The sequence below is a fragment of the Nonomuraea glycinis genome (assembly GCF_014646515.1).
Lineage (GTDB): Bacteria > Actinomycetota > Actinomycetes > Streptosporangiales > Streptosporangiaceae > Nonomuraea > Nonomuraea glycinis.
Map to the genome: position 1 here is coordinate 89,947 of NZ_BMNK01000008.1, position 24,616 is coordinate 114,562.

Annotated in this window: 19 protein-coding genes; 12 read left to right on the forward strand and 7 right to left on the reverse strand. The window is 72.0% G+C overall.

Going from position 1 to position 24,616, the window contains the following annotated elements; translation table 11 throughout:
- The first annotated feature begins 6 nt into the window (after window positions 1-6).
- Window positions 7-996 carry a helix-turn-helix transcriptional regulator gene (locus tag IEY87_RS23025; protein WP_189140823.1) on the forward strand — a complete coding sequence of 330 codons (990 nt, stop codon included), beginning with the start codon at window positions 7-9 and terminating at the stop codon, window positions 994-996.
- Here the strand turns inward: IEY87_RS23025 and IEY87_RS23030 are convergent.
- The 3 genes from IEY87_RS23030 to IEY87_RS23040 are packed head-to-tail and all read right to left on the reverse strand — an operon-like array spanning window position 968 to window position 4,667.
- Window positions 968-2,461, reverse strand: coding sequence for an AMP-binding protein (locus tag IEY87_RS23030; RefSeq protein ID WP_189140824.1), 1,494 nt, complete (start codon window positions 2,459-2,461; stop codon window positions 968-970). The two genes, IEY87_RS23025 and IEY87_RS23030, sit on opposite strands and share 29 nt — an antisense overlap.
- Entirely contained in the window at window positions 2,461-3,504 is a 1,044-nt protein-coding gene (locus IEY87_RS23035; protein WP_189140825.1) for an acyl-CoA dehydrogenase family protein, read from the reverse strand. The genes IEY87_RS23030 and IEY87_RS23035 overlap by 1 nt, the downstream gene beginning before the upstream one ends.
- On the reverse strand, window positions 3,501-4,667 hold the full coding sequence (locus IEY87_RS23040) for an acyl-CoA dehydrogenase family protein (protein WP_189140826.1): 1,167 nt from the start codon (window positions 4,665-4,667) through the stop codon (window positions 3,501-3,503). The genes IEY87_RS23035 and IEY87_RS23040 overlap by 4 nt, the downstream gene beginning before the upstream one ends.
- Window positions 4,668-4,826: 159 nt before the next feature.
- Between IEY87_RS23040 and IEY87_RS23045 the strand changes: the two genes are divergently transcribed.
- The 4 genes from IEY87_RS23045 to IEY87_RS23060 all read left to right on the forward strand — a co-directional run bounded on the left by IEY87_RS23045 (window position 4,827) and on the right by IEY87_RS23060 (window position 8,623).
- Window positions 4,827-6,161, forward strand: coding sequence for a sensor histidine kinase (locus IEY87_RS23045; RefSeq protein WP_225277553.1), 1,335 nt, complete (start codon window positions 4,827-4,829; stop codon window positions 6,159-6,161).
- Window positions 6,162-6,309: 148 nt separating this feature from the next.
- Window positions 6,310-6,909 (forward strand): TetR/AcrR family transcriptional regulator, encoded by a 600-nt coding sequence (locus tag IEY87_RS23050; RefSeq protein WP_189140827.1) that lies wholly within the window; start codon window positions 6,310-6,312, stop codon window positions 6,907-6,909.
- Window positions 6,910-6,998: 89 nt separating this feature from the next.
- The gene (locus IEY87_RS23055; RefSeq protein WP_189140828.1) at window positions 6,999-7,598 is read left to right on the forward strand and encodes a copper resistance CopC family protein; all 600 of its coding nucleotides are present in this window, start codon (window positions 6,999-7,001) and stop codon (window positions 7,596-7,598) included.
- Entirely contained in the window at window positions 7,595-8,623 is a 1,029-nt protein-coding gene (locus IEY87_RS23060) for a CopD family protein (protein WP_225277552.1), read from the forward strand. Before IEY87_RS23055 ends, IEY87_RS23060 begins: the two co-directional genes overlap by 4 nt.
- Here the strand turns inward: IEY87_RS23060 and IEY87_RS23065 are convergent.
- Window positions 8,581-9,753, reverse strand: a complete 1,173-nt coding sequence (locus IEY87_RS23065; RefSeq protein WP_225277551.1) for a hypothetical protein — start codon at window positions 9,751-9,753, stop codon at window positions 8,581-8,583. The genes IEY87_RS23060 and IEY87_RS23065 overlap by 43 nt on opposite strands.
- A 156-nt stretch (window positions 9,754-9,909) precedes the next feature.
- On the opposite strand from IEY87_RS23065, the gene IEY87_RS23070 reads away from it, so the two are divergent.
- The 5 genes from IEY87_RS23070 to IEY87_RS23090 all read left to right on the forward strand — a co-directional run bounded on the left by IEY87_RS23070 (window position 9,910) and on the right by IEY87_RS23090 (window position 20,190).
- A complete protein-coding gene (locus IEY87_RS23070; RefSeq protein WP_189140829.1) occupies window positions 9,910-12,441 on the forward strand; it encodes an alpha/beta fold hydrolase in 2,532 nt (843 codons plus the stop codon).
- Window positions 12,438-13,286: an ABC transporter permease gene (locus tag IEY87_RS23075; RefSeq protein WP_189140830.1), complete on the forward strand. Its 849-nt coding sequence runs from the start codon at window positions 12,438-12,440 to the stop codon at window positions 13,284-13,286. The genes IEY87_RS23070 and IEY87_RS23075 overlap by 4 nt, the downstream gene beginning before the upstream one ends.
- A 12-nt stretch (window positions 13,287-13,298) precedes the next feature.
- The gene (locus IEY87_RS23080; protein WP_189140831.1) at window positions 13,299-16,679 is read left to right on the forward strand and encodes an AfsR/SARP family transcriptional regulator; all 3,381 of its coding nucleotides are present in this window, start codon (window positions 13,299-13,301) and stop codon (window positions 16,677-16,679) included.
- A 31-nt stretch (window positions 16,680-16,710) separates the two neighbouring features.
- On the forward strand, window positions 16,711-17,847 hold the full coding sequence (locus tag IEY87_RS23085) for an FAD-dependent monooxygenase (protein WP_189140832.1): 1,137 nt from the start codon (window positions 16,711-16,713) through the stop codon (window positions 17,845-17,847).
- Between the two features lie 228 nt (window positions 17,848-18,075).
- On the forward strand, window positions 18,076-20,190 hold the full coding sequence (locus IEY87_RS23090; protein WP_225277550.1) for an ATP-binding protein: 2,115 nt from the start codon (window positions 18,076-18,078) through the stop codon (window positions 20,188-20,190).
- A 9-nt stretch (window positions 20,191-20,199) separates the two neighbouring features.
- On the opposite strand, the gene IEY87_RS23095 is transcribed toward IEY87_RS23090, so the two are convergent.
- Window positions 20,200-21,198 carry a terpene synthase family protein gene (locus IEY87_RS23095; protein ID WP_189140833.1) on the reverse strand — a complete coding sequence of 333 codons (999 nt, stop codon included), beginning with the start codon at window positions 21,196-21,198 and terminating at the stop codon, window positions 20,200-20,202.
- 70 nt (window positions 21,199-21,268) lie between these two features.
- The gene (locus IEY87_RS23100; RefSeq protein WP_189140834.1) at window positions 21,269-21,652 is read right to left on the reverse strand and encodes an ankyrin repeat domain-containing protein; all 384 of its coding nucleotides are present in this window, start codon (window positions 21,650-21,652) and stop codon (window positions 21,269-21,271) included.
- 95 nt (window positions 21,653-21,747) lie between these two features.
- Here IEY87_RS23100 and IEY87_RS23105 point away from each other — a divergent pair, with 95 nt between their 5' ends.
- The gene (locus IEY87_RS23105; protein WP_189140835.1) at window positions 21,748-22,647 is read left to right on the forward strand and encodes a proteasome assembly chaperone family protein; all 900 of its coding nucleotides are present in this window, start codon (window positions 21,748-21,750) and stop codon (window positions 22,645-22,647) included.
- Window positions 22,648-22,663: 16 nt separating this feature from the next.
- Window positions 22,664-23,704 carry a Gfo/Idh/MocA family protein gene (locus tag IEY87_RS23110; protein WP_189140836.1) on the forward strand — a complete coding sequence of 347 codons (1,041 nt, stop codon included), beginning with the start codon at window positions 22,664-22,666 and terminating at the stop codon, window positions 23,702-23,704.
- Window positions 23,705-23,777: 73 nt separating this feature from the next.
- On the opposite strand, the gene IEY87_RS23115 is transcribed toward IEY87_RS23110, so the two are convergent.
- The gene (locus tag IEY87_RS23115) at window positions 23,778-24,560 is read right to left on the reverse strand and encodes a tyrosine-protein phosphatase (protein ID WP_189140837.1); all 783 of its coding nucleotides are present in this window, start codon (window positions 24,558-24,560) and stop codon (window positions 23,778-23,780) included.
- Between the last annotated feature and the right edge of the window lie 56 nt (window positions 24,561-24,616).

Here is a 24,616-nt window from a genome sequence, read left to right on the forward strand (position 1 = left end):
GCAGGCATGCTGACAACCTCGGCCCGCCTGCTCAAGCTGCTGTCGCTGCTCCAGGCGCACAAGGAGTGGTCCGGCCCCGAGCTGTCCGATCGGCTCGGGGTCTCGACCAGGACGATCCGCAACGACATCGATCGGCTGCGCGAGCTCGGCTACCCGGTGCACGCCACGCCCGGCGTCGCCGGCGGTTACCGGCTGGGCGCCGGGGCCGCGCTGCCGCCGCTGCTGCTCGACGACGAGGAGGCCGTGGCGGTCGCCGTCGGGCTCGGCAGGGCGGCGGGCGGCGGTGTGGCGGGCATCGAGGAGTCGTCGGTGCGCGCGCTGGCCAAGCTGGAGCAGGTGCTGCCGTCCCGGCTGCGGCGGCGGGTCGGCACGCTCAACGCCTTCACCGTGCAGATCCCCGGCAGGTCGCCGCTGGTGGCACCCGAGGTGCTGACCACGATCGCGAACGCGGCCCGCGACCGCGAGCGGCTCCGCTTCGACTACACCGGACACGACGGCGCCGGGAGCGTGCGGGACGTGGAGCCGTACCGGCTGGTGCACCGGCGGGGCCGGTGGTATCTCGTCGGCTATGACAGCGAGCGGAAGGACTGGCGGACCTTCCGGGTCGACCGCCTCAGGCCGCGCACGCCGACGGGTCCCCGCTTCACCGCGCGCGAGCTGCCCGCGGACGGCGATGTGGCGGCGTTCGTGGAGAAGGGCGTGAACACCGCCATGTGGCGGCATCGGGGGACCGTGCGCGTGCACCTCTCCGCGGCGGAACTGCGGGCCCGGCTGTCCTCCCCCGAGCTGGACGTCAAGCCGGTCGACGACGGCACCTGCCTGCTCCGGCTGGGCGGCGACGACCTCGTCGGGATGGCCGCCTGGGTCGGCCTCCTCGGGGTGGACTTCGAGGTGCTCGACCCGCCCGAGCTGGCGGACGCCGTACGACTGCTGGCGGAGCGCTACGGCCGGGCGGTCGGCGGGGCCGTCAGCGCGCCTCCAGGTACGCCTGCCTGACCTTGGAACGGGACAGCTTGCCCGTGGGGGTGCGGGGCAGCCGCTCGCGGTACTCGATCACCCTCGGGTGCTTGAACTTGGCGATCCGCGGCCCGCAGTGGTCGAGCAGCCGGGCGGTGAGCTCGGGCCCCGGCGTGACGCCCTCGGCCGGCTCGACGAGGGCGACCACCTGGTGGCCCCACTCCTCGTCCGGCACCCCGATGACGGCCACGTCGGCCACCGCCGGGTGCTCCAGCAGTGCGGCCTCGATCTCGGCGGGATAGATGTTGACCCCGCCGGAGATGATCAGGTCGGTGCGCCGGTCGCACAGGAACAGGAAGCCGTCCTCGTCCAGATAGCCGATGTCGCCGGGGGCGTACCACTCGCCGCGCATGCTGGCGGCGGTCTTGGCCCGGTCCTTGCGGTATTCGAAGGCGCCCAGGCCGGACTTGACGTGGATGAGGCCGGGCTCGCCCACGGGCACCTCCTCCCCCGCCGCGTCCAGGATCTTCGCCTCGAACGTGGGCGCGGGCCGGCCCACGGTGCCGGGCCTGGCCAGCCAGTCGTGCGGCCGGACGGCGAAGGCGATGGTGGACTCGGTGGAGCCGTAGTACTCGTACAGCACCGGCCCCCACCAGTCCATCATCGCCTGCTTGACCGCGACCGGGCAGGCGGCGGCGGTGTGGATGACCTGCCGGAGACTGGAGACGTCGAAGCGCTGCCTGACCTCCGCGGGCAGGCGCAGCATCCGGTGGAACATGGTCGGCACCATCATCGCGTTCGTCACCCGGTGCCGGTCGATCAGCTCCAGGACGGCGGCCGGCTCGAACCGGGGCGCGATCACCACGGTGTGCCCTAGATGCAGCGCGAACTGCGTGTGGGCGCACGGCGCGGAGTGGTACATCGGCGAGGTCACCAGGTGCACGCCGTCGCCCGGCCGCAGGTCGAGGACCTCGCCGAGGAACCAGGTGTAGAGCGGCACGATGCTCTCCGGCGCGGCGCCCGGCAGCGGGCGCTGCACCCCCTTGGGGAAGCCGGTGGTGCCGGAGGTGTACCACATGACCGCCCCGGCGGCCCGCTCCTCCGGCGCGGTGGCCGGCTGCCCCGCGGCCAGCCGGTCCGTCCCGATCTCGGCCCCCGGCACGGCCGCCGCCTCCGCCTCTCCCGCCACGACCAGCCTGGCGTCGCAGTCATCCAGGATGTACGCCACCTCGGCCTGGGTCAGATGCCAGTTGACGGGCACGTAGTACAGGCCGAGCTGCCCGGTGGCCATCAGCATGACGATCGCGTCGAGGCCGTTGGGCAGCACGCCCGCCACGACGTCGCCGGTGGTGAGCCCGCGGTCGCGCAGCCCGTGTGACACCTGGTCGACCCTTGCGAGCAACTCGCCGTAGGTGGTCCGCGACCCGTCGGTGTCGATCACCGCGAGCCGGTCGGGGTCGGCCTGGGCGATCGCGTAGAAGCCGGGCAGCGCGCTGACGTCCATCACAGCCCCAGGGACTCGGCGAGGCGGGCGCGGTGGACGCGGGGCGGGCCGAGCAGCACCTCGTCGGTCTTGGCCCGCTTGTAGAACAGGTGCGCGTCGTGCTCCCAGGTGTAGCCGATGCCGCCGTGCAGCAGCAGGTGGTCGCGGGCCACCTCGAAGCAGGCGCGGCCGACGTACGCCTGGGCCAGCGCGGCGGCCTCGGGCAGCTCGCCGGGTGACTCGTCGGCGGCCCAGGCGGCGTAGCGGACGATGGACTCGGCCTGTTCGAGCTTGCAGTGCATGTCGGCGAGCTTGTGCTTGACGCCCTGATAGGAGCCGATATATCGGCCGAAAGTCACCCGGACCTTGGCGTACGCCACGATGGCGTCCAGCGCGGCCCGCATCACGCCGAGCTGCTCGGCCGCCAGCGCCACCGCCAGCCGGTCGCCGACGCCGCCCTCGGTGCGGGGCCCGAGCACCCGCGCACGGGCGCCGGCGAGCTCCACCCTGGCCTGGCCCCGGGTGAGGTCGAGCGTCTCCAGCGCGGTCCTGGTGACGCCCTCGCCGGCGAGCTCGACGGCGACCATGATCACACCGTCTCCGGTCAGGGCGGGCGACACCAGCACGTCGGCCTCCATGCCGGACAGCACCTGGGCCAGTGTCCCGGTGACGGTGGCGGACTCCCCCGCGACCTCGTCCGCGATGAGGTCGATGGACGGCTGGGCGAGGGTGGCGGCGATCCGGCCTTCGGCGATCGCGGTGAGCAGCTCCTTGTCCGGCACCTCGGCCAGCGCGATGGCGGCGAACGTGGTGGCCAGGAAGGGGCCGGGCAGCAGCGCCGCGCCGGTCTCCTCCAGCACGACCGCCAGCTCGGCGAAGCCCGCGCCGGCTCCGCCGTACTCCTCGGCGACGATCAGCCCGGACAGGCCGAGCTCGCCGGACAGGCGCGCGTACACCTCGGGGTCGTAGCCCTCGCGGACCTTGGGCAGCGGCGAGGCCGCGCCCAGGAAGGCGCGGACGGCCGCGCGCAGTTCCCGCTGCTCCTGGCTGAGTACGAGCTTCACGTCTGCGTCCCCACCTTCAGGTCCTTGAACGGCACGGTCTTGTCCACCCTCGGCTCGGGCGGCAGGTTGAGCACGCGGTCACCGATGATGTTGCGCATGATCTCGTTGGTGCCGCCGCCCAGGGCCATCCCGGGAGCGAGGCTGAGCGCGTGGCCGAGCGGGTGGCCGCCGACGACCGAGGCGGGGCCGGCCAGCCGGGTGGCGAGGTCGGCCTGGAACAGGTAGAGCTCGGCCAGCAGCAGCTTGGCGGCGCTGCCGCGGGCGCCGGGGAAGACACCCGCGTTGGTCTCCTGGGCCAGGCGCTGGTTGAACAGCGCCAGGGCGCGCGAGCGGATGTGCAGCTCGACGAGCTCGTCGCGGACCAGCGGGTCGCTGGTGTCGAGCACCTCGCGCAGCGCCGCCACGGAGGCAGGGTTGTCCTTCTGGCCGCCCATGCCGACGCCCGCCGAGATCGACAGCCGCTCGTGCAGCAGCGTCGTGACCGCCACGCTCCAGCCGTCGTTGACCTCACCGACGCGGTGCTCGTCGGGGATCGGCACGTCATCGAAGAAGATCTCGTTGAAGTTCGCCCGGCCGCTCATGTCCCGGAGCGGCCTGACGGTGACGCCGGGGTGGCGCATGTCCACCACGAACATGGTCAGGCCCTTGTGCTTGGGCACGTCCACGTCGGTGCGGGCGAGCAGCAACCCCCAGTCGGCGTATTGGGCGACCGAGGTCCACACCTTCTGGCCGCTGACGATCCAGCCGCCGCCGTCGCGCACCGCCCTGGTCTGCAGGGCGGCCACGTCGCTGCCCGCGCCGGGCTCGGAGAACAGCTGGCACCAGATCTCCTCGCCGCGCAGCAGCGGCCGGACGAAGCGCGCGCGCTGCTCGTCGGTGCCGCGGTCGACCAGGGTGGGGCCGGTCATGCCGAGGCCGATGGAGAAGACGTACAGGGGCAGGGTGAAGTGGGTGGCCTCGGCGGCGAAGGCGCGCTCCTCGGCCTGGGTCAGGCCCTGGCCGCCCCACTGGCGCGGCCAGGTGATGCCGCTGTAGCCGGCGTCGTAGAGCTTGGCCATGAATTCCTTGGCCCGGGCGGTCGGATCGCCCTGCGGACGGTCGTCCGACGGGGTGTTGGCCACCAGCCAGGCCCTGGCGGTACGGCGGTAATCAGTGAGATTCACGTCGACTCCTCGGCATCAGTGCCCACTTACTCTAACCAGCGGCGCGGAGGGCGTACAGAGCAATGCTCTGGTGGTGCTTTATCCAGATTTGTCGCTGAATCTCCGTTAACTGGCAACGATGCGGCTTAGTGTGATCACCTGGTCACCGGGGGGAAAGGTGTGATCAAGCGGTTCGGCACGTCCGTGCGCGCGCGGCTGACGGTGCTCGCCACCGTGGCCATGGCGCTGCTCTGCGTCGTGGTCAGCTCTCTCGTGCTCTACATAGTGCATGCCACGGCCGCCGAGGGACAGCGGGCCGCGGTGACGAACGCCGCGCTGCGGGTGATCCACCTGATCGAGCGGGACCGGCTGCCCGACGTGCTGCGTTCCGGCCAGCCCAGCATCCAGGCGATCGACGGCCAGGGACGGGTGGCGTCCTCGACGCCGGACCTCGCCGGAGCGCCGCGCATGAGCACGCTCGAGCCGCCCCGTGGGACCAGACTGCTCCAGGAGAGGTGTGACCTGCCCCCGTTTCCCGGCCAGTGCAACGTCCTGGCCGTCTTCCGCGCCTACCGGTCGTCGGGTGACTGGCTGGTGTACAGCACGGAGAAGATGATCCCCTGGTACGTCACGCCGAGCCTGCCGACCGCCCTGCTCGTGCTCTCGTTCGGGCTGGTGGCGCTGACCTGGTTCGGCGTCTCGCGGATCGTGGCCGACACGCTCGCGCCGGTGGATCGGATCCGCACCTACCTGGCCGAGATCGCCGCCGGCGGCGGCGGCATGCGCGTGCCGGTGCCCGCCACCGACGACGAGATCCGCGCCCTGGCCGTGACCGCGAACGACACGCTGGAGCGGCTGGAGGCGGCGATGGAGCAGCAGCGCAGGTTCGCCTCCGACGCCTCGCACGACCTGCGCAGCCCGATCACCGCGATGCGCACCCGGATCGAGGAGGCCCTGCTCTACCCGGAGGACACCGACTGGCCCGCGACCGGCCAGGCCCTGCTGGCCAGCCTGGAGCGGCTGCAGGCCCTGGTCGCCGACCTGCTCACGCTGGCCAAGCTCGACGCGGGCACCCTGGCCGCCAAGGACCCGGTGGACCTGGCGGAGCTGGTCACCATGGAGACCGCCAGGCACCGCTCCAAGCTGATGGTCATCACGCTTCAGTCCGGCGTGACGGTCACCGGCGACCGGCTCAGGCTCGCCCGCCTGCTGACGAACCTGCTCGACAACGCCGAGCGGCACGCGGAGAAGATGATCTACGTCTCCGTCCGGAAGAACGACCAGGCCACGCTGGAAGTGCTGGACGACGGCGGGGGCATCGCGCCCGAACAGCGCGAGGAGGTCTTCCGGCGGTTCACCAGGCTGGACGCCTCACGCAGCCGTGACGCCGGGGGCACCGGGCTCGGCCTGGCCATCGCGCGCGACGTCGCCGAGACGCACGGCGGCACTCTCACCATCGAGGACTCCGACAGCGGCGCCCGGTTCGTGCTGCGACTGCCGCTGCGGCAGGACTGAGCCGCACTGCGACCGCCGCTGCGACAGGGCGGCCCAGCGCCCGCGAGATAGCGCGCGCACATAACGTCTCTCTCACGATCGAAGACTCCGCCCCTGGTGCCCGCTTTGTCCTACAAATGACTTTGCGCAATGATTAAAGTCACTACATGTGACTCCAGGTTTCAGCCGGTTACGGCGCGAGGATTTGTTGAAAACCGCATGCGAGGTGATCGCGGCTCAGGGTTTCGGTCATACCCGAACCATGGACATCGCCCGAGCCGCCGGTGTCAGCCAGGGCCTGCTCTTCTATCACTTCGAAACGAAGGATCGGCTCTTCGCCCAGGCGTTCGCGTACGCGGCCCGGCGTCACCTGGAATCGCTGAACGGCGTCGAGCGGTCGCAGCGGCCACCGCTGGATCGGCTGCGGGCGCTGCTGCGGCTCTGCTCGCCCACCGGCTCGCCCGAGGGCTGGCGCCTGTGGATCGACGCCTGGGCTGAGTCGATGCGCAGCGACGAGCTGGAGGAGACCTCGCGGCGGCTGGACGTACAGGGGCGGGTGGTGCTGCGCGGCATCATCGAGGCCGGCGTCGAGTCGGGCGTCTTCACCTGCGCCGACCCGGAGGCCGCCACCTGGCGGATCTTCGCGCTCAGCGACGGGCTGGCGATCCAGATCAACGTGCACGGCAAGCTCCTGTCGCGCCGCCGCGTCACCCAGCTCGTCCGTACGGCGGCCGCCATGGAACTGGGCGTGGCCGTGGAGGACCTCTGAGCGATCCCGGGGTGCAGGGCGGCGAACAGGCCGCACCGGGGGATGGGAGCATATACGGGTCCGGACGCGACCACGGAAGGGTTTGATCGGTGAGGCGGCTAGTCACGGTCCTGCTGCTCGCCTGCGCGGCGCTGGGGATCGCTCCCCCCGCACAGGCGCACAACGTGCTGATCAGCAGCGACCCCAAGGACGGGGCGGCGCTGTCGGCCCCGCCCCAGCAGATCACGCTGGTGTTCGACCAGCCGGTACGCCAGGGCTACGCGCAGATCGGCGTGACCGGGGCGGACGGGTCGGCGTGGGCCGACGGGGCGGCGACGGTGGCCGCCGAGCGGGTGACGGTCAAGGTCAAGCCGCTGACGGCGGACGGGGCGTACGTGGTCGGCTACCGGATCCTGTCGGCCGACGGGCACCCGGTCACGGGCAAGATCGACTTCACCCTCGCCGGCGGCGGCGCCCCCGCCCCGGCCCCGCAGGAGACCGGCGCCGGGACGGACGCCGGAGCGGCGGCGGCCGAGGCCGCCGCGAACGGCGGGGCGGGCATGGCCGTGGTGTGGATCGTGGCCGCCCTGCTGGTGCTCGCGGCGGGCACCGCCGTGGCCCTACGGCGAGCCGGCCCGCGCACCTCCCCCGATGACCAGGGCGGGTCCGATGACGCGCCGGTTCGGCCCGGAGAGGGAGCGCGCGCGTGACGGTCACCGACGCCCCGCGGGAGCAGCGGGTCGGCGGGTCGCTGAGCGCCGGGGTGTTCGCCGTGAGCGCGGTCGTGGCCACCGTGGTGGCCGGCACGCTCACCGCGCAGGAGGCGGTGCCCGGCATCCCCATGCCCGGGGCGATCGTGACCGTGGGGCTGCCCGTGGTGCGGGTGCTGCTCGACGTCTCGGCCGTGGCCGTGGTGGGGCTGAGCCTGCTGGCCAAGCTGCTGGGCTTCGACGCGCCGGACAGGACCGAGCCGGTCATGCGCCGGGTGCGGCCGCTCACCGTCACCGCCGCCTGGGCGTGGGCCGTCTGCGCCCTGCTGACGATCGTGCTCCAGACGGCCGAGCTCAACCCCGGCAGCGTGCCCACCCTCGGCATGATCGCTTCCTACGTGGACACCGTCGGCACCGGCCAGGGACTGCTCTTCAGCGCCGCCTGCGCGCTGGCCGCGGCGGGGATCGGGCTGATGGCGGTGCGGTTCGGCGAGAAGGTGCCGGCCGAGCTGCGCATCATCGTGGCCCTGTTCGGCCTGCTGCCCATCCCCGTGACCGGGCACGCCGTGAACTCCGTCTGGCACGACCCCATCATGATCATGATGGAGGTGCACGTCATGGGCGCCGCCGCGTGGACGGGCGGCCTGGTCGCGACGGTCGTGTTCGTCGCCTCACGCAGGGAGCTGCTGGCCGTCGTGCTGCCGCGCTTCTCCCGCCTGGCGACCGTCTGCCTGCTCATGGTGGCCATGTCCGGGCTGGTGAGCGGGCTGGGCACGATGGCGCTCACGCCCGGCGTCGAGCTGCCCGGCGCGATCCTGACCAGTCAGTACGGCCTCCTCGTGCTGACCAAGGTGACGCTGACCGTGCTGCTGGTGCCGCTGGCGGCGCACATCCGGTTCCGGCTGATGCCCGGCATCCGCAGGGGCGAGGCCACGACGGTGGCCGGCTGGGCGACCGCGGAGCTGGCCGTGATGGGGCTGGCCTACGGCGTGGCGGTGGCGATCACCCGGGCCGCCGTCGGCTGACGCCGGGTGGCGTACCACTCGCAGGCCAGCCAGACGACCAGCAGGCCGGGCCCGGCCCAGACGGCCGACGCCGTGGCCAGGGGCGGCGCCCCCAGCAGGTCCTCCTGGCCCATGAGCAGGTCGTACACAGGTCCCATGAGCGTGCTCTGCGCGACCAGGCCGCCGTAGACGGCGGCCGTCGCCACGACGGACCCGAGCACGGCCCGCACCAGCGGATGCCGCAGCAGGAAGGCCAGGTCCACGCAGAGCCCGGCGGCCACCAGGAACAACGGCAGCGCCGACGGCGGGAAGCCGGTGAAGGTGAGCATCGGCCAGAACAGCACGCGGACGCCCACGTAGGCGGCCGCCACCAGCGTCGCCGCGCCGAACCCGCCGATCATCATCCGGGCGGCCACCAGCACGCCGACGCCGACGACGACCGCGTACACCGGGTACAGGAGGTCGGGGACGGGCAGCGTGAAGTTGGTGACCATGATGTGGTCCACCGGGCGGCCCATCTGGTCGGCGGCGAAGTCCAGCAGGATCTTCTCGGCGTAGACGACGCCGTTGTTCCACGCCCCCAGCGACAGGATGCCGTACTCCTGGTGCTGCTCGGGGAAGTGCACGTTCTCCAGGAAGAAGGCGAGGAACGCGCCCAGCATCACGGTGCGCGTCCGCCCCGGGGACGCGCTGACGAACCAGCCGCGCACCACGCCCGCGATCATGAAGAAGGTGCCGATGTACAGCGCGAGGTGCGACGGGCTCCAGGAGGTGATGTCCAGGCCGTTGACCCGATGGTTGATCAGGTCGAGCGGCACCGCGACCAGGAAGACGCCGGTGCCCCACTGGATCAGCCGCAGCGCCGCCCGGTCGACGCCGTAGCCGGTGTAGCCGTGGATGATCGTCAACGCGAGGACGATGGCGGTGCCCGCGGAGTTGAGCAGGTGGGGCGGGGCCAGGTCGTCGCGCAGCCACATGAAGTGCCAGGAGACGTCCCACGCCGAGCCGAGCACCTTGAGCGAGAACGCCACCAGCCATCCGACGTAGAGCACCCGGAGCAGATCAGGCGGCGTCGCGCGTCCCGCCGGGCCTCTGGTCCAGTACGGCAGGGCCCACTGGGCGGCCGTCTTAAGCGTCGCTGGTGACTTCACGGCCGAAATCTTACGGTCATCGGGCCCGGGGGCCGCTACACCCCTCGCCTGGCAAGTTTTCGGTCATGAGATGACCGCGAACCCTGACCAGCTGGTCAGAATCGGCTGCCAGGCCGTCTCAGCGATCTCTCAGGTGCGGAAAGTAGGCTCACCGCCATGAAACGTACGGCCGTGCTGGTCACGGTGCTCGCCCTCGTAGGGGTGGTGACGTGGTCGGTGTGGCCGTCGGGGCCGGAGGTCAGCGGCCGGCATCAGCGGATCGCCGTCGTCGACGGACCCGCTGACGACCAGCGGGTCGAGCTCGACACGACCTTCTTCGCCCCGCCCGGCGGGGAGAAGGCGCCCGCGGTGCTTCTCGCGCACGGCTTCGGCGGCAGCAAGCAGAGCGTCCGCCAGGAGGCCGTCCGCCTGGCCGAGGCGGGCTACGCCGTGCTGACCTGGTCGGCGCGCGGCTTCGGCGCCTCCACCGGCGAGATCGCGCTCAACACCGCCGACTACGAGGTCAAGGACGTCAAGCAGCTCATCGACTGGCTGGCCAAGCGGCCCGAGGTCCGGCTCGACGCCGCCGGCGACCCGCGCGTGGGCATCACGGGCGGCTCCTACGGCGGCTCCATCGCGCTGATGACGGCCGCCCACGACGCCCGGGTCGACGCGATCGTGCCCCAGATCACCTGGTCCGACCTGGCCGACGCGCTGTTCCCGGACGTCACCGGCAAGGGCCCCGAGAACGGCGTGTTCAAGCGCATGTGGGCAGGCATCTTCTTCGGCCGGGGCGGCGCCGGGGCCGGGGTCGCGCAGGGCCTGGACGCCCTCAACCGGCAGCCCGAGGCGCTGACCGCCGAGCAGGCGCGGTGCGGCCGGTTCCTGCCCGCCATCTGCGAGGCCTACCAGGAGATCGCCAAGACCGGCAGGGCCACGCCCGAGGCCCTGGCGTTGCTGGCCAAGTCCAGCTCCGTGGCGGTGGCCGGGCAGATCAAGGCGCCGACGCTGCTCATCCAGGGCCAGCGCGACTCGCTGTTCCCGCTGGAGCACGCCGACGCCAACGCCAGGGCGATCGCCGCCGCCGGCACCCCGGTCAGCCTGGCCTGGTACGACGGCGGCCATGACGGCGGCAACGGCGAGGCGGACTGGCTGCACGAGCAGACGACCGCCTGGTTCGCCCGCCACCTCAAGGGCGAGCCCGCCTCCGTCAGCGCCTTCACCGTGACCCGCGACGGCGGCCGCGACCCCGGCACCCGCCAGCGGATCCGCCTGCATCCCGAGGCCGCCGCCTACCCCGGCCTGAGCGGCACCGACGTCACCACCGTCACGCTCACCGGCCCCGAGCAGAACATCGTCAACCCGCCCGGCGGCTCCCCCGCCTCGATCTCCACCGTGCCGGGCGTCGGCGGCCTGCTGGGCGGCCAGGGCACCGCGAGCGTCTCGCTCGACATGCCCGGCCAGAGCGCCGCCTTCGACTCCGCGCCGCTCACCGCCCCGCTCCAGCTCACCGGCAGCCCCACCACCAAGATCAAGGTGTACGGCAGCGGCGAGGTGACGTTGTTCGCCAAGCTCTTCGACGTCTCCGACTCCCTCCAGCCGCCGGCCCTGCCCGCCGGCCTGGTCGCCCCGCTGCGGGTGAGCGTCCCCGAGGGGGCCGAGTTCGTCGAGGTCGAGGTCAAGCTGCCGGTCGTGGACTATCGCTTCGCCGTCGGGCACCGGCTCCGGCTGGTGGTGGCGACCACCGACATGGGGTTCGCCACGCCCGCCGAGCCCGCCTCCTACCGGATCGGCCTGGCCTCCCCCGCGCTCTCGGTCCCGACGGTGGCCACGCTGGCCGCGCCGGTGACCGGGGTCGCGTGGTGGGTGTGGGCGATGCCGCTCGCATCGATCGTGCTCGCCGGTGTCCTGCTGGTCACCCGCCGGCGGCGGGCCGCCGCCCCGGCGTCCGCCGCCGCGCCGGGCGGGCCGGTGGCCCCGCTGGAGATCAGCGGGCTCACCAAGGCCTACCGCAACGGTGAGCTGGCCGTCGACGGGCTGTCGTTCCGGGTGGAGCAGGGCGAGGTGCTGGGTCTGCTCGGGCCGAACGGCGCGGGTAAGACGACCACGATGCGGATGATGCTGGGCCTGATCCGCCCCGACGACGGCCAGATCCGGATATTTGGTGAAACGGTTACTCCGGGGGCGCCGGTGCTGTCCCGGCTCGGCGTGTTCGTCGAAGGCCCCGGGTTCCTGCCGCACCTGTCCGGCCGCGACAACCTCCATCTCTACTGGGCCGCCACCGGCCGCCCCACCGCCGACGCCCGTTTCGACGAGGCGCTGGCGATCGCCGGGCTCGGCAAGGCGCTGGACCGGGCCGTACGCACCTACTCACAAGGCATGCGCCAGCGCCTGGCGATCGCGCAGGCCATGCTCGGCATGCCCGACCTGCTCGTGCTGGACGAGCCCACCAACGGCCTGGACCCGCCCCAGATCAGGGAGATGCGCGAGGTGCTCAAGCGCTACGCGCGCGACGGCCGTACCGTCATCGTCTCCAGCCATCTGCTGGCCGAGGTCGAGCAGACCTGCACCCACGTCGTCGTCATGCACCGGGGCAGGCTGGTGTCGAGCGGACCGGTGTCGGTGCTGCTCAGCTCCGCCACCGCCACCAACGGGCACGGCCCGCGCCTGGAAGACGTGTTCCTGGACCTGATCGGAGACAAGGCATGACCGCCGCGACGGGCTACGCGCCCCGCCGCACCCTTCCGCTGCGGGTGGAGATCGTCCGGCAGTTCAAGCGGCGGCGCACCCTGGTCATGTTCGGGCTGCTGCTGGCGTTGCCGTGGATCCTCGTGGTGGCCTTCCAGTTCGGCCCGCAGGGCGGCGGCAACCAGCAGTCCGCCCTGCGCATCTCCGACCTGGCCACCGCGAGCGGCCTCAACTTCGCGGCGTTCGCCCTGTCGGTCTCCGCGAGCTTCCTGCTGGTCGTCGCCGTCGCCTTGTTCTGCGGTGACACCGTGGCCAGCGAGGCGAGCTGGTCCTCCCTGCGCTATCTGCTGGCGGCGCCGGTGCCGCGCGACCGCCTGCTGCGGCAGAAGCTCATCGTGGCACTCGGCTACTCCGCCGCCGCCGTGATCTGCCTGCCGCTGATGGCGCTGCTCGCGGGCACGCTGGCGTTCGGCTGGGCCGACATCCAGGTGCCCGGCACGGGAGAGACCATCCCGGCGTTCAGCGTCCTGCCGCGCTTCGGCATCGCCATCGGCTACGCGATGGTCAGCCAGCTCGTCGTGGCGGCCCTGGCCTTCCTCATCTCCACCATCACCGACTCGCCGCTCGGCGCGGTGGGCGGGGCCGTGGGCCTGTGGATCATCTGCACCATCCTGCAGGCGGTGGAGGCGCTGGGGGCGCTGCGCGAGTTCCTGCCGACCTTCTGGAACAACGCCTGGCTCGACGCCCTCGCGCCGGAGCTGGACTGGAGCGGCATGATCAGGGGCGCGTCGCTGTCGATCACGTACGCCGCCCTCCTCATCGCCGCCGCCTTCCTCCGGTTTCGCCGTAAGGACGTGGTCAGCTAGATACTGGCGTCCATGCGGTTCGGCGTTCTGGGTCCCCTGGAGGTGCGCGGCCCCGGCGGGGAGCTGATCCCCGTCGGCGGGCCGCGGCCGCGCGCCCTGCTGGTGATGCTGCTGCTGAACGCCGGACAGGTGGTCGGCGTGGAAGCACTGATCGACGGCCAGTACGGCGAGGACCCGCCCGCCGGTGCGGCCAACGCCGTGCAGGCCCAGGTGTCCCGGTTGCGGCGCGCTCTGGGGGCCGGCCAGATCGAGTTCCGGGGCGGCGGATACCTGCTCGCCGTGGACCCCGGCACCGTGGACGCGCACCGGTTCGAACGGCTGGCCCGGCAGGGGCGGGAGTTGCTGTCGGCGGGCCGGTTCGAGGCCGCCGCCGGGACGCTCCGCCAGGCGCTCGGGCTCTGGCGTGGGCCCGCCCTCCCCGACCTGCCGTTCGGGCAGGCGCAGGCGGCACGGCTGGAAGAGCTGCGGCTCACCGCCGGAGAAGACCTCGCCGAAGCGGAGCTGGCCCTGCCCGGGAGCGCCCCGGTGGCGGAGCTGCGGCGGCTGGTGTCGGCCCATCCGCTGCGCGAGCGGTTGAGGGCCCAGTTGATGCGCGCGCTGCACGCGGCCGGGCGGCAGGCGGAGGCGCTCGCGGCGTTCGAGGAAGGCCGCCGCCTGCTCGCCGACGAGCTCGGCGCCGACCCCTCCCCCGAGCTCGCCGCCGCCCACCTGGCCGTCCTGCGCGCCGAGCCGCCCGCCCCCGCGCCCCGCAGACTGCCGGCGCAGCTGACCAGCTTCGTGGGGCGCGAACACGACCTCGCCCTGCTCGCCTCGCCCGGCTCCCGGCTGCGCACGATCGTGGGGCCCGGCGGCATCGGAAAGACCCGGCTGGCCATCGAAGCGGCCGCCCGCGACAGCCGCGAAACCTACTTCGCCGACCTGTCCCCCCTCCCACCCCCGAAGGCGCAGGATTCAGCGGCCCCCCGCCCCACACCCACGGATGCGGAAGCAGCCTGGGACGCGCTCCCTCCTACGGGGGTGGAGGGTTCAGCGGCTGCCGGTTCGTACGGGGTGGAGCAGGTGGCTCGGGTGGTGCTGGGCGCGCTCGGGGTGCGGGAAGGCGGGCTGCGCACGCCTCAGCTGCGTGATCCCGTCCAGCGCTTGGTGTCGGCGCTCGCCGAGCGGGACACGGTGATCGTCCTGGACAACTGCGAACATCTCATCGCCTCTGCCGCCGCGCTGGTCCGCACGCTGCTGGCCGAGTGTCCCCGGCTGTGCGTCCTGGCCACCAGCCGCGAGCCGCTGGGCATCACCGGCGAAGCGCTGGTGCCGCTGACGCCGCTGGCCATCCCCCCTCCCGAACCCCCCGGCCTCCCCACCGAGGGCATCCCCCCATCCGGCTCCCCGGCCGCGAAAGCTCCGACGGTCGGCATGTCGGCGGTGCAAGCGCTTGGGTATCCCGCCGTGCGGCTGTTCGCCGACCGAGCGGCAGCCGTGCGGCCGGCGTTCGAGGTGCGGCAGGACAACGTGGACGCGGTGGTGCGGATCTGCGCCACACTGGACGGGCTGCCGCTGGCCATCGAGCTGGCGGCGGCGCGGCTGCGGTCGTTCGACGTCGCGGAGATCGCCGCGCGGCTGGCCGAGCATGGCCGGTTCCGGCTGCTGTCCCGAGGCGATCGGACGGGCGCGGCGAGGCATCGGGCGCTGCGGGCGGTGGTGGAGTGGAGCTGGGACCTGCTCACCCCCGAGGAACAGACACTGGCCAGGCGGTTCGCGGTGTTCACCGCAGGCGCGACGATCGCGGCCGTCGAAGCCGTGTGCGAGCGGGCCACCGACGACGTTGCCGGGGTGTTGGCGGATCTGGTGGACAAGTCGCTGGTCGGCGTCGACGGCGGGCGTTACCGGATGCTGGAGACGATCAGGTTGTTCTGTGCCGAGCGGCTGGCCGAGGCGGGTGAGGAGGACGGTGTACGCGGGCGGCATGCTCGCTGGTACGAAGGGCTGGCGCGGCGGGCCGATCCGTGGCTGCGGCGGGGTGAGCAGCTCGGCTGGCTGGCTCTGCTGACCGCCGAGCACGGCAACCTCATGGCCGCGCTGCGCTGGGCCGTGCGGCATGACCCGGAGGCGGCGCTGCGGATGGTGACGGAGCTGGCGACCTGCTGGTGGCTGAGCGGGCGGCAGAGCCAGGCCGGGGACGTGGCCGCCGAGCTGCTCAAGGTCACCGGCGCGCCGTTTCCCGGGCTGGAGGAGGCGTACGTCATGTGCGTGCTGCATGCCGTGCCCAGGGCCGCGCCGGAGCACTGGGCGCGGGCGGAGGCGTACATGAGCGGGCTGGAACGGCCGTTGCGTCATCCGTTCACCGCCGCGCTGTGGGGGATGACCGTGGGGCCGCCCGCCTTGCCGGTAGGGCCGGAGCGGGATGGGATGCTCGGCTCCGATCCGTGGAGCGTGGCTCTGGGGCGGTTGAGCCGGGCCTTGCTGCGGTTGCTCGACGGCGAGCCGGCCGAGGCCGAGGTGGAGCTGGAGGAGGTGCTCGCGCGGTTCCGGGCCCTGGGTGAGCGGTGGGGCATCGCGCAGGCGCTGGACTGGCTGGCGGTGATCGCGAGCTGGCGTGGGGAGTGGGACCGCTGCCGGGTGCTGTGGCGGGAGGCGCTGGAACTGCTCGACGAGTTGGGCGCGCTGGAGGAGACGGCGGACGTACTGGCGCGTCGGGGTGAGGCGCTGGTACGGGCGGGTGAGCTCGCGGCCGCGAGCGTCGACTTCCGGCGTGCCGGGGAGGCCGCCGCGCGGGCGGGCCGCTCGCAGGCTCCTGTCATGGCCGGGCTGGGGCTGGGAGAGCTCGCGTGGGCCGCAGGGGATTCGGCCGAGGCCCTCATGAGGCTGGAGGCGGCGCTGGCCGCCGCCCAGGGCGGTGGTTTCGGCGCCCAGCAGGCCCAGGCCCACGTCCTGGCGGCCCTCGCCCGACTGCCCGGCGGGTCCGGCAGGGCCGGTGGCGGCCAGGGCGGCGGCGCGTGGGTGCTTTACGAGCGGGCGGTCGCCGCCGCGTGTCGGTCGCCGCTGGGGTCGGATCTCGCCGACGCCGCCGAGTGGCAGGCCGAGGCGGTTCTGGCGGGGCTGGATGGGGACACGGACCGCCGTACCGGGATCCCAGCGCCGGCGCGGACCCACCGGAGCACGGCGGCTTCGGCTGTGGCGGGGCGGCGGGGGGCGCTTTTGCTGGGGGTGGCCGTGGCGTTGCGGGGGGTGGCCGTGGCCGGGGATCCGCATGTCGCTCGCACCGCCGAGGCCGCCAGGCGGCAGGCCGGGGCGGAGGGGTTCGCGGTCGCGTTCGCGCGTGGCGCGCGGGCGGGCCGTGAGGAGGCGCTGACAGTGCTGGACCAGGCGCGGGCCTGGGTGTCAGCCGACCGAGGGTGAGCTGTCAGCGGCCCCCGGCACAGTCCTGACCATGCAGAACATGAAGGTCCTCATCTCGGGCGCGAGCATCGCCGGCCCCGCGCTCGCCTACTGGCTCGACCGCTACGGCTGCGACGTCACCGTGGTGGAGAAGGCGCCGGCCCTGCGGACGGGCGGGCAGGCGGTCGACTTCAAGGGCGTGACGCACCGCACGGTGCTGGCCCGCATGGGCATCCTGGAGGAGGTACGGCGACGCCAGACGGGCGGCTCCGACCAGGTCATCGTCGACGCGAACGGCAGGCGGCTGGCGGTCATGCCGGGCGAGTTCACCGGCGGGGAGATCGAGATCCCGCGCGGCGATCTGGCGGCCCTGCTGTTCGAGCGGACCGCGCACACGTGCGCATACGTCTTCGGCGACTCCATCAGCTCGCTGACCCAGACCGGCGACGGCGTACGCGTCACCTTCGAGCGAGCCGCGCCGCGCACCTTCGATCTGGTGGTGGGGGCGGACGGCATCCACTCGAACGTGCGGCGGCTGGCGTTCGGCCCCGAGGAGGCGTACGTGCGCTTCCTCGGCCACTACTACGCGCTGGCCCAGATCGACGCCGGAGAAGGCGGGCAGATGTACAACGAGCCCGGTCGGATGGTGGCGCTGGGCGGGCCGAAGGCGCCGTCGTTCTTCGTCTTCGCCTCCGAGCCGCTCGACTACGACCGTTACGACGTCGAGCAGCAGCGGCGGATCCTGCTGGACGCCTACCGGGGCGGGGGCTGGCGGATCCCCGAGGTCCTGGCCAGGGTGGCGCAGGCGCCGGACGTCTATCTCGACTCGATCAGCCGGGTGGAGCTGGACCGTTACGCCGAGGGCCGGGTGGTGCTGCTGGGGGACGCCGCCTACGGCAACACCCTGGGCGGTTTCGGCACCGGCCTGGCCGTCGTCGGGGCGTACGTACTGGCGGGAGAGCTGGCGGCCGCGCGCGGTGATCACCGGGCCGGGTTCGCCGGCTACGAGAGCGCGTTCCGCGGCTATGCGAAGGTGGCCAGGCAGGGCAGCGCCGGACCGTTCCTCGCGCCCGGCACGCGCGCGCGGATCACGATGCGCAACTGGGTCTTCAAGCGCCGGCTGCTGCTGCGCGGGATGCTCAGGATGACCGACCGGTTCGCCACGGACATCGAGCTCAAGGACTACTGATCAATCCCAGTGGGGTGGTTTGTTCTCCCGGTAGAAGTCGTCGGGGTCGGCCTCGCGCCATTCGCCCCAGCCCTGGTCGGTGTCATCGGAGGTCTGCTCCGGGAGAAATTCCGTCACGGCATACATGCTACTCAGTGCTACAAAGCCGACCCCAGCGCCCTTTCCGGTGCCGGGACAGGCGGCGAAGGCCGGGGTACGATGCCTACGCAGATGTGTCGCCTATCCCCCGTGAGGCTACCCATGGCCACCCCGTCAGGATGGCGGCGAGACGGCAACCTACCGGCGGAGCTGACCAGCTTCGTGGGGCGGACGCGGCTGCTCGCCAACCTCAAGCGGCACCTCGGCGACTCGCGCCTGGTGACCGTCACGGGGATCGGCGGGGTCGGCAAGTCGCGGACGGTGCTCCGGCTGGCGCACCAGATCCGGGCGCAATATCCCGACGGCGTCTGGTTCGCCGACCTGGCCCGGCTGCAGGACGCCGGGATGGTCAGGCACACGATCGCCTCCGCGCTCGGCATCGCCGACCAGTCCTCCCGCAGTGAGACGGAGTCGCTGGCGGAGTGGGTGGGCATGCGGGACATGCTGCTCATCATCGACACCTGCGAGCATCTGGTGCAGGGCTGCGCCGAGCTGGTCCACGAGCTGCTGGAGGCCGCGCCCAACCTCAAGGTGCTGGCCACCAGCCGCCAGTCGCTGCAGTTGCCGTACGAGCACGTGGTGCCGGTGCCGCCGCTGCAGGTGCCCGGCGACGATCCGGTGGAGAGCCTGTTCACCAACGAGTCGGTGCAGCTGTTCGCGGCGCGGGCCGGGGCCGTGGTGCCCGATTTCGTGCTGGAGGAGCAGAACATCGCCGCGGTGGCCGAGCTGTGCCGCCGGCTCGACGGCATCCCGCTGGCGATCGAGCTGGCGGCCGTCCGCCTGCGCGCGCTCTCCGTCGAGCAGATCCTCGGCCTGCTGGCCGACCGGTTCAGCCTGCTGGCGGGCGCGAGCCGGACGGCGCTGCCCCGGCACCAGACGCTGCGCGCGGCCATCGGGTGGAGTCACGAGCTGTGCGAGCCCGCCGAGCGGCTGCTGTGGGCGCGGCTGTCGGTGTTCTCCGGCGACTTCGAGCTCGACGCCGCCCGTTACGTGTGCTCCGACGACCGGCTGCCCGCCGAGCACATCACCAACCTGGTCACCGGGCTGGTGGAGAAGTCGATCCTGCTGATCAGGAGCAATCACGCCGGGGTCCGCTACAAGCTGATCGACACGCTCGCGGAGTACGGCGAGGAGTGGCTGGACAAGCTCGGGCAGACACAGGACCTGCGGCACCGGCATCTGGCCTACTACCTCGCGCTGGCGCAGCGCAGCGAGGACGCCTGGTCCGGGCCGAGGCAGATCTACTGGTTCATCCGCATGCGCCAGGAGCACGACAACGTACGGCTGGCGCTGGAGCACGCGCTGCGCACACCGGGCGAGTCGGTGCAGTCGCTGCAACTGCTGTCGTCGCTCTGGTTCATGTGGGTGTGCTGCGGCTTCCAGCGGGAGGGACGGCTCTACCTGGAGCGGGCGCTGGAGGCCAACCGCGGCGTGAGCAAGGAGCGGTGCAAGGCGCTGTGGGTGCTGTCCTACGTGCGCAGCGCCCAGGGCGACAGCGTGGGCGCGCTGGAGGCGGCCGAGCGCTGCAGCAAGGAAGCGGTCAGGGTGGGCGACTCCAAGGCCGTCATCCTCGCCTCCAAGATGCAGGGCACCGCGGCGGTCCTCCAGGGCGACCTGCAGAAGGCCAGCGCGCTGCTGGGTGTGGCGATCGAGTTCAACACCGACAACAAGGAGCTCAACCCGGGCCTGCTGCCGGCCATCGTCGAGCTGTCGATCGTGCTGACCGCCCAGGGTGAGATGTACGAGGCCGAATCGCTCCTGACCGACTGCCTGCAGGTCTGCACCGAGCGTGGCGAGCTGTTCGTGAGCTCGTACGCGCACTGGGCGCTGGCCCTGACCCAGCTGCACTCGATGAAGACGGATCAGGCGCTCAGCAACATCCAGGAGAGCCTGCGCATCAAGCGGCACTTCCACGACACGCTGGGCATTCTGATCGCGCTGGAGACCACGGCCAGGATCTTCACCGCGCTCGAACGCGTCGACATGGCGGCCCAGCTGCTCGGCGCCCTCCATCAGAACTGGAAGTCGGCCGGGCTGCCCATGCTCGGCGCTCCGTTCCTGGAGACCGATCACGAGAAGTGCGTCAAGGAGTGCCAGCGGATCATGGGCCTGGACGGCTACAACGCGGCCTTCGAGGAGGGCGCGCGGCTCGACCTGGACGAGGCGTCCGCGCTCGCGCTGGGCGAGTTGGACGCCTCGTCCTAGACGGGCAGGTCAGTGGGTCTGCGTCCACTGCGTGCCCGACGGCCAGGCACGGATGTAGCGTGCGCTGCCCAGGGAATACTCGATGTGCCCCCGGACCCAGTGCTCGAGACCCTGGACGTAGGCCAGCACCGCGGGCGTGGCCCATGTCTCGACGGTGCCGCGTAGCCGCACCATCTCCGCCACGGCGTGATCGTGCATGGCCGCCACCTCGTCGAGCGCCTCCTGGACGGAGTAGCCGCGATGGGTGACCAGGACGTTCACCAGGTTGTGGCGGGCCTGGTCGTGGATGCGTTCCTTGGCGTACGAGAACAGGTCGTTGTCCCAGACGACGAGGTCGTTCGCGTGCTCGGTGAGCGCGCGGATGTCGGGGTGGTGCCATTCCTCCGGGGTCAGCCGGTGGCCCCCGGCGATGTCGATGAGCGCGTACACGGGATACATGGCCCCGGTGCGGCGGCGCATGAACACGTAGTCCTGGGGGGTCGGCACCACGTCCGACTCCCGGTTGGCGGCCTCCCAGACCTGCGCGAAGATGTACTCCTTCGTGGCGTTGCACCAGCGGTCGAGCTGGTCGGGCTGGGCGTGGACGGCGATGCGCTTCTTGAGTTCCCGCAGGGAGATGGCGAAGACGTTGGTGATCGGCTCGTCGGACTCGATGTCGTGCAGCACCCGGAACATCTCCGGGAGCGCCCTGGCGATGAGCGCCGTGTGCGTGCTGAGGTCCTCCGACTCGCAGAAGCCGTCGTCGAAGGCGAACAGCCAGATGCACCAGTCCATGAGCAGCTTGAGCATGTCGCGTTCGACGAGCGGGTAGGCGCGCGCGGTGAGCCAGCCGAAGCGAGCGCTCTTGTAGCGTTCGAGCATGTCGGCCTCCCCGAGCATGCCCGTCTCGAGGAGCCAGCCGAAGCTGTCCTCGCTGGCTTCGGCCACGTGCGGGTTGACCTCGTTGGCGAACGGACAGCGTAAGGGCGGGATCCGGAGGGGGGCAGGGGGTACGGATGTTGTAGCCATGCCTCCACCATCGCAATAACCGTCAATTCTGCCTATACGGCCGCAGCAATGCCCCTTCTTCGTCTTCTCGCTACGGCGAGTCGGTGGCGAACCAGCTCTCGACACCGAACATCCGGGCGGTGCCGACCGCCGACGGCGTCCCGGCGTGCGGGTCGGCACCCGCGTCGAGCAGGGCTTGGACCACTTCTGACTCCTTCTTGAACACCGCTCCCACGAGCGGCGTCTGGCCCCGGTCGTTGGCCCGGCCCGGATCGGCGCCCAGCCCGGTCAGCATTCGGACCGTCCTGGCGTGACCGTGATAAGCCGCCAGCATCAGCAAAGTGTCACCTTTGCCGTTGGTGAGGTCGGCCGGAACGCCGGCTTCCACATCAGCCCGCAAGTCATCCGTCTCCCCGGCTCTGGCCAGCGCGAACAGCTTGGTGGCGAACTCTTCCAGCTCTGGGTCCCCGTCCATACTTCGCGTTCTGCCTCGATAGGGTGCCCTGCACGGAATCGTTCCGGCTCGCCGTAGGTTCTGGATGAGAGTACCTAGGGAAAGGCTGTCCAACCGTGTTCGACCCGACGGATCTATATGAGCTCGCCGATGATGTGCCCGAGCTGGCCGATCCGGTTTTGCTGTACCACTTCGACGGTTTTGTCGATGCCGGATCCACGGGGCGCCTCGCGCTGGGGCACCTGCTGGCCGAGCTGGAGCACCGGGTTGTCGCGACGTTCGACGTGGACCGGTTGATCGACTACCGCTCGCGACGGCCGATCATGACCTTCGACACCGACAGATGGGTGGAGTGTGAGAGCCACGAACTGATCGTCCACATCGTCAAGGACGCCACCGGCACCCCGTTCCTGCTGTTCAGCGGGCCTGAGCCGGACGTGCAGTGGGAGCTGTTCACCCGGGCGGTCGGCGCGCTGGTCAAGCGGCTGGGCGTGAGCAGGCTGGTGACCATGCACGGCATCCCGATGGCCGTGCCGCACACCCGCCCGCTCGGCGTCACCGTGCACGCCAGCCGTCCCGAGCTGATCAGCCCGCAGGCCAGCGCGTTCGGCCGGGTCCAGGTGCCGGGCAGTGCCGCCGCGCTGCTGGAGTTCCGGCTCGGCGCCGAGGGGCACGACGTGGCCGGCTACGCGGTGCACGTACCGCACTATCTCTCGCAGGCCGAATACCCGAGCGCGGCCGTCGCCGCGCTGGAGGCGATCACCCGCAACACCGGCCTGGTCTTCCCGATGGACGGACTGCGGGAGGCGGCCCAGCGCACCACGTCGGAGATCGAGGAGCAGATCCAGGCCTCCGCCGAGCTGTCCAGCGCGATCACCGGGCTGGAGCAGCAGTACGACGCCTTCGCGGCGGGCACCGACCGGGAGAACCTCATGGCCGACAGCACGCCGATGCCCACGGGGGACGAGCTGGCCGCCCAGTTCGAGCGGTTCCTCGCCGAGCGCGACGACGAATAGGCCTTAGCCTGGGGCGATGGATGAGATCAGGGTGGGGCTGGTCGGCTATGGGACCGCCGGCGCCGTCTTCCACGCGCCGCTGATCGAGGCGGCCGACGGGCTGGCGCTGGCGGCCGTGGTGACGCGCGATCCGCGGCGGCAGGCCGAGGTGCGCGCCCGTTACGGGGCCGCGGCCGTGGGCGACGTCGCCGAGTTGTGGGGGCTGTGCGACCTCGTCGTCGTCGCCTCCCCCAACCGGACCCACGTGGCCGTGGCCGGCGAGGCGCTGGCGCAGGGCAAGGCGGTGGTCGTGGACAAACCCTTCGCGCGGACCGTCGAGGAGGCGCGCGGGGTGGTGGAGCTGGCCCGGGAGCGGGGGCTCATGCTGACCGTCTTCCAGAACCGGCGCTGGGACGGCGACTTCCTCACGGTGCGCCGGCTCCTCGACGAGGGGGCGCTGGGCCGGGTGCTGCGGCTGGAGTCGCGCTTCGAGCGGTGGCGGCCGGCGCCCAAGGGCGGCTGGCGGGAGGCGGGCGGCGCCGAGGAGGTCGGAGGTCTGCTGTACGACCTCGGCAGCCATCTGGTCGACCAGGCGGTGCGGCTGCTGGGGCCGGTGCGGGAGGTCTACTGCGAGAGCGACGTACGGCGCGAGGGGGTCGCGGCCGACGACGACACCTTCATCGCGCTCAAGCATGCCGGCGGCGCCCGCTCGCATCTGTGGGTCAGCGCCATGACGGCCCGGCTCGGGCCGCGCTTCCGGGTACTCGGCAGCGCGGGGGCGTACGTCAAGCACGGCTTGGACGTACAGGAGGAGCGGCTGCGCGCGGGCCTGTCGCCGCTGGCGGCGGGGTTCGGCGACGAGGGCGAGGAGCGGTGGGGCGTCGCCGGGACGGACGCCGACGCGCGCCCGGTGCCCACCGAATCCGGCGCCTACCTCGACTTCTACCGCGACGTGGCGACGGCGCTGTGGACCGGGGCGCCGCCGCCGGTGAGCGCGGACAGCGCGCTGGAGGCGCTGGCCGTGATCGAGGCGGCCAAGCTGTCCGCCACCCAGGGGATCGTGGTGCGGACCGGCTGAGCCACCCACGCGAGCAGGCTGGTGCGGACCGGCTGAGCCACTCGCGCGGGCAAACCGGTGCGGACCGGCTCAGTCACTCGCGCAGGCGGGCACGCATGGCGGCGCTGTCGTCGGCGGTCCAGCCGTTGCGCGCCAGCCACCCCTGCGGCCCGTCGAAGCGCTCGTCCAGCACACTCAGGAACTGCTCGATGTAGCGCGGCCGCGGCATGTGGTCGTCGGCCGGGCGCGAGTCCAGGTCGTCCCGGTAGGTGAGGCTGCCGCGCAGCCGCCGCAGGATCAGCTCCAGGCGCTCCCCCGTGGCCGCGTAGTCCGCGACGATCGCCTCCCGGGTGACGCCCGCCACGTCGAGCGCGAGCGCCGACAGCACGCCCGTACGGTCCTTGCCCGCCGCGCAGTGCACCACGGCCGCGCCGTCGTCCAGCGCCATCGCGCGCAGCGCCGCCACCACCGCGTCCGGCCGGTCGCGCAGATAGCCGTAGTAGAAGCCGGTGACGCGCAGCTCGCTGTCCTCCTGGCGTTCGTTCCAGGGCAGCACCCGGTCGCCGTCGATGCGGTCGGCCTCGACGTCGGTGTGCCTGCCTCCCTCGGCGAACAGGGTCAGGTGGTGGTGGGTCACCTCGGGCACCGTGGTCAGCGGGCCGGGGCCTTCCAGCGTGACCTCGGGGGTGGAGCGGAGGTCGACGACATGCCGGAGTTTCAGGTCGCCGACCAGCCGGGACACGTCGGCTTCGGTGAGTCCCTGAAGGTTGTCCGCGCGCATGATCCGGCCACTTCGGGTGACGCCGCCGTCACGGGTTGGCAGTCCGCCCAGGTCACGGACGTTGACGGCGCCCGTCAGATCGATCCATCTCGTCATCGCGTTCACCAGGTTGACCCTATATGTCCACCGAAATCTCAGCGGATTCGAGGTTC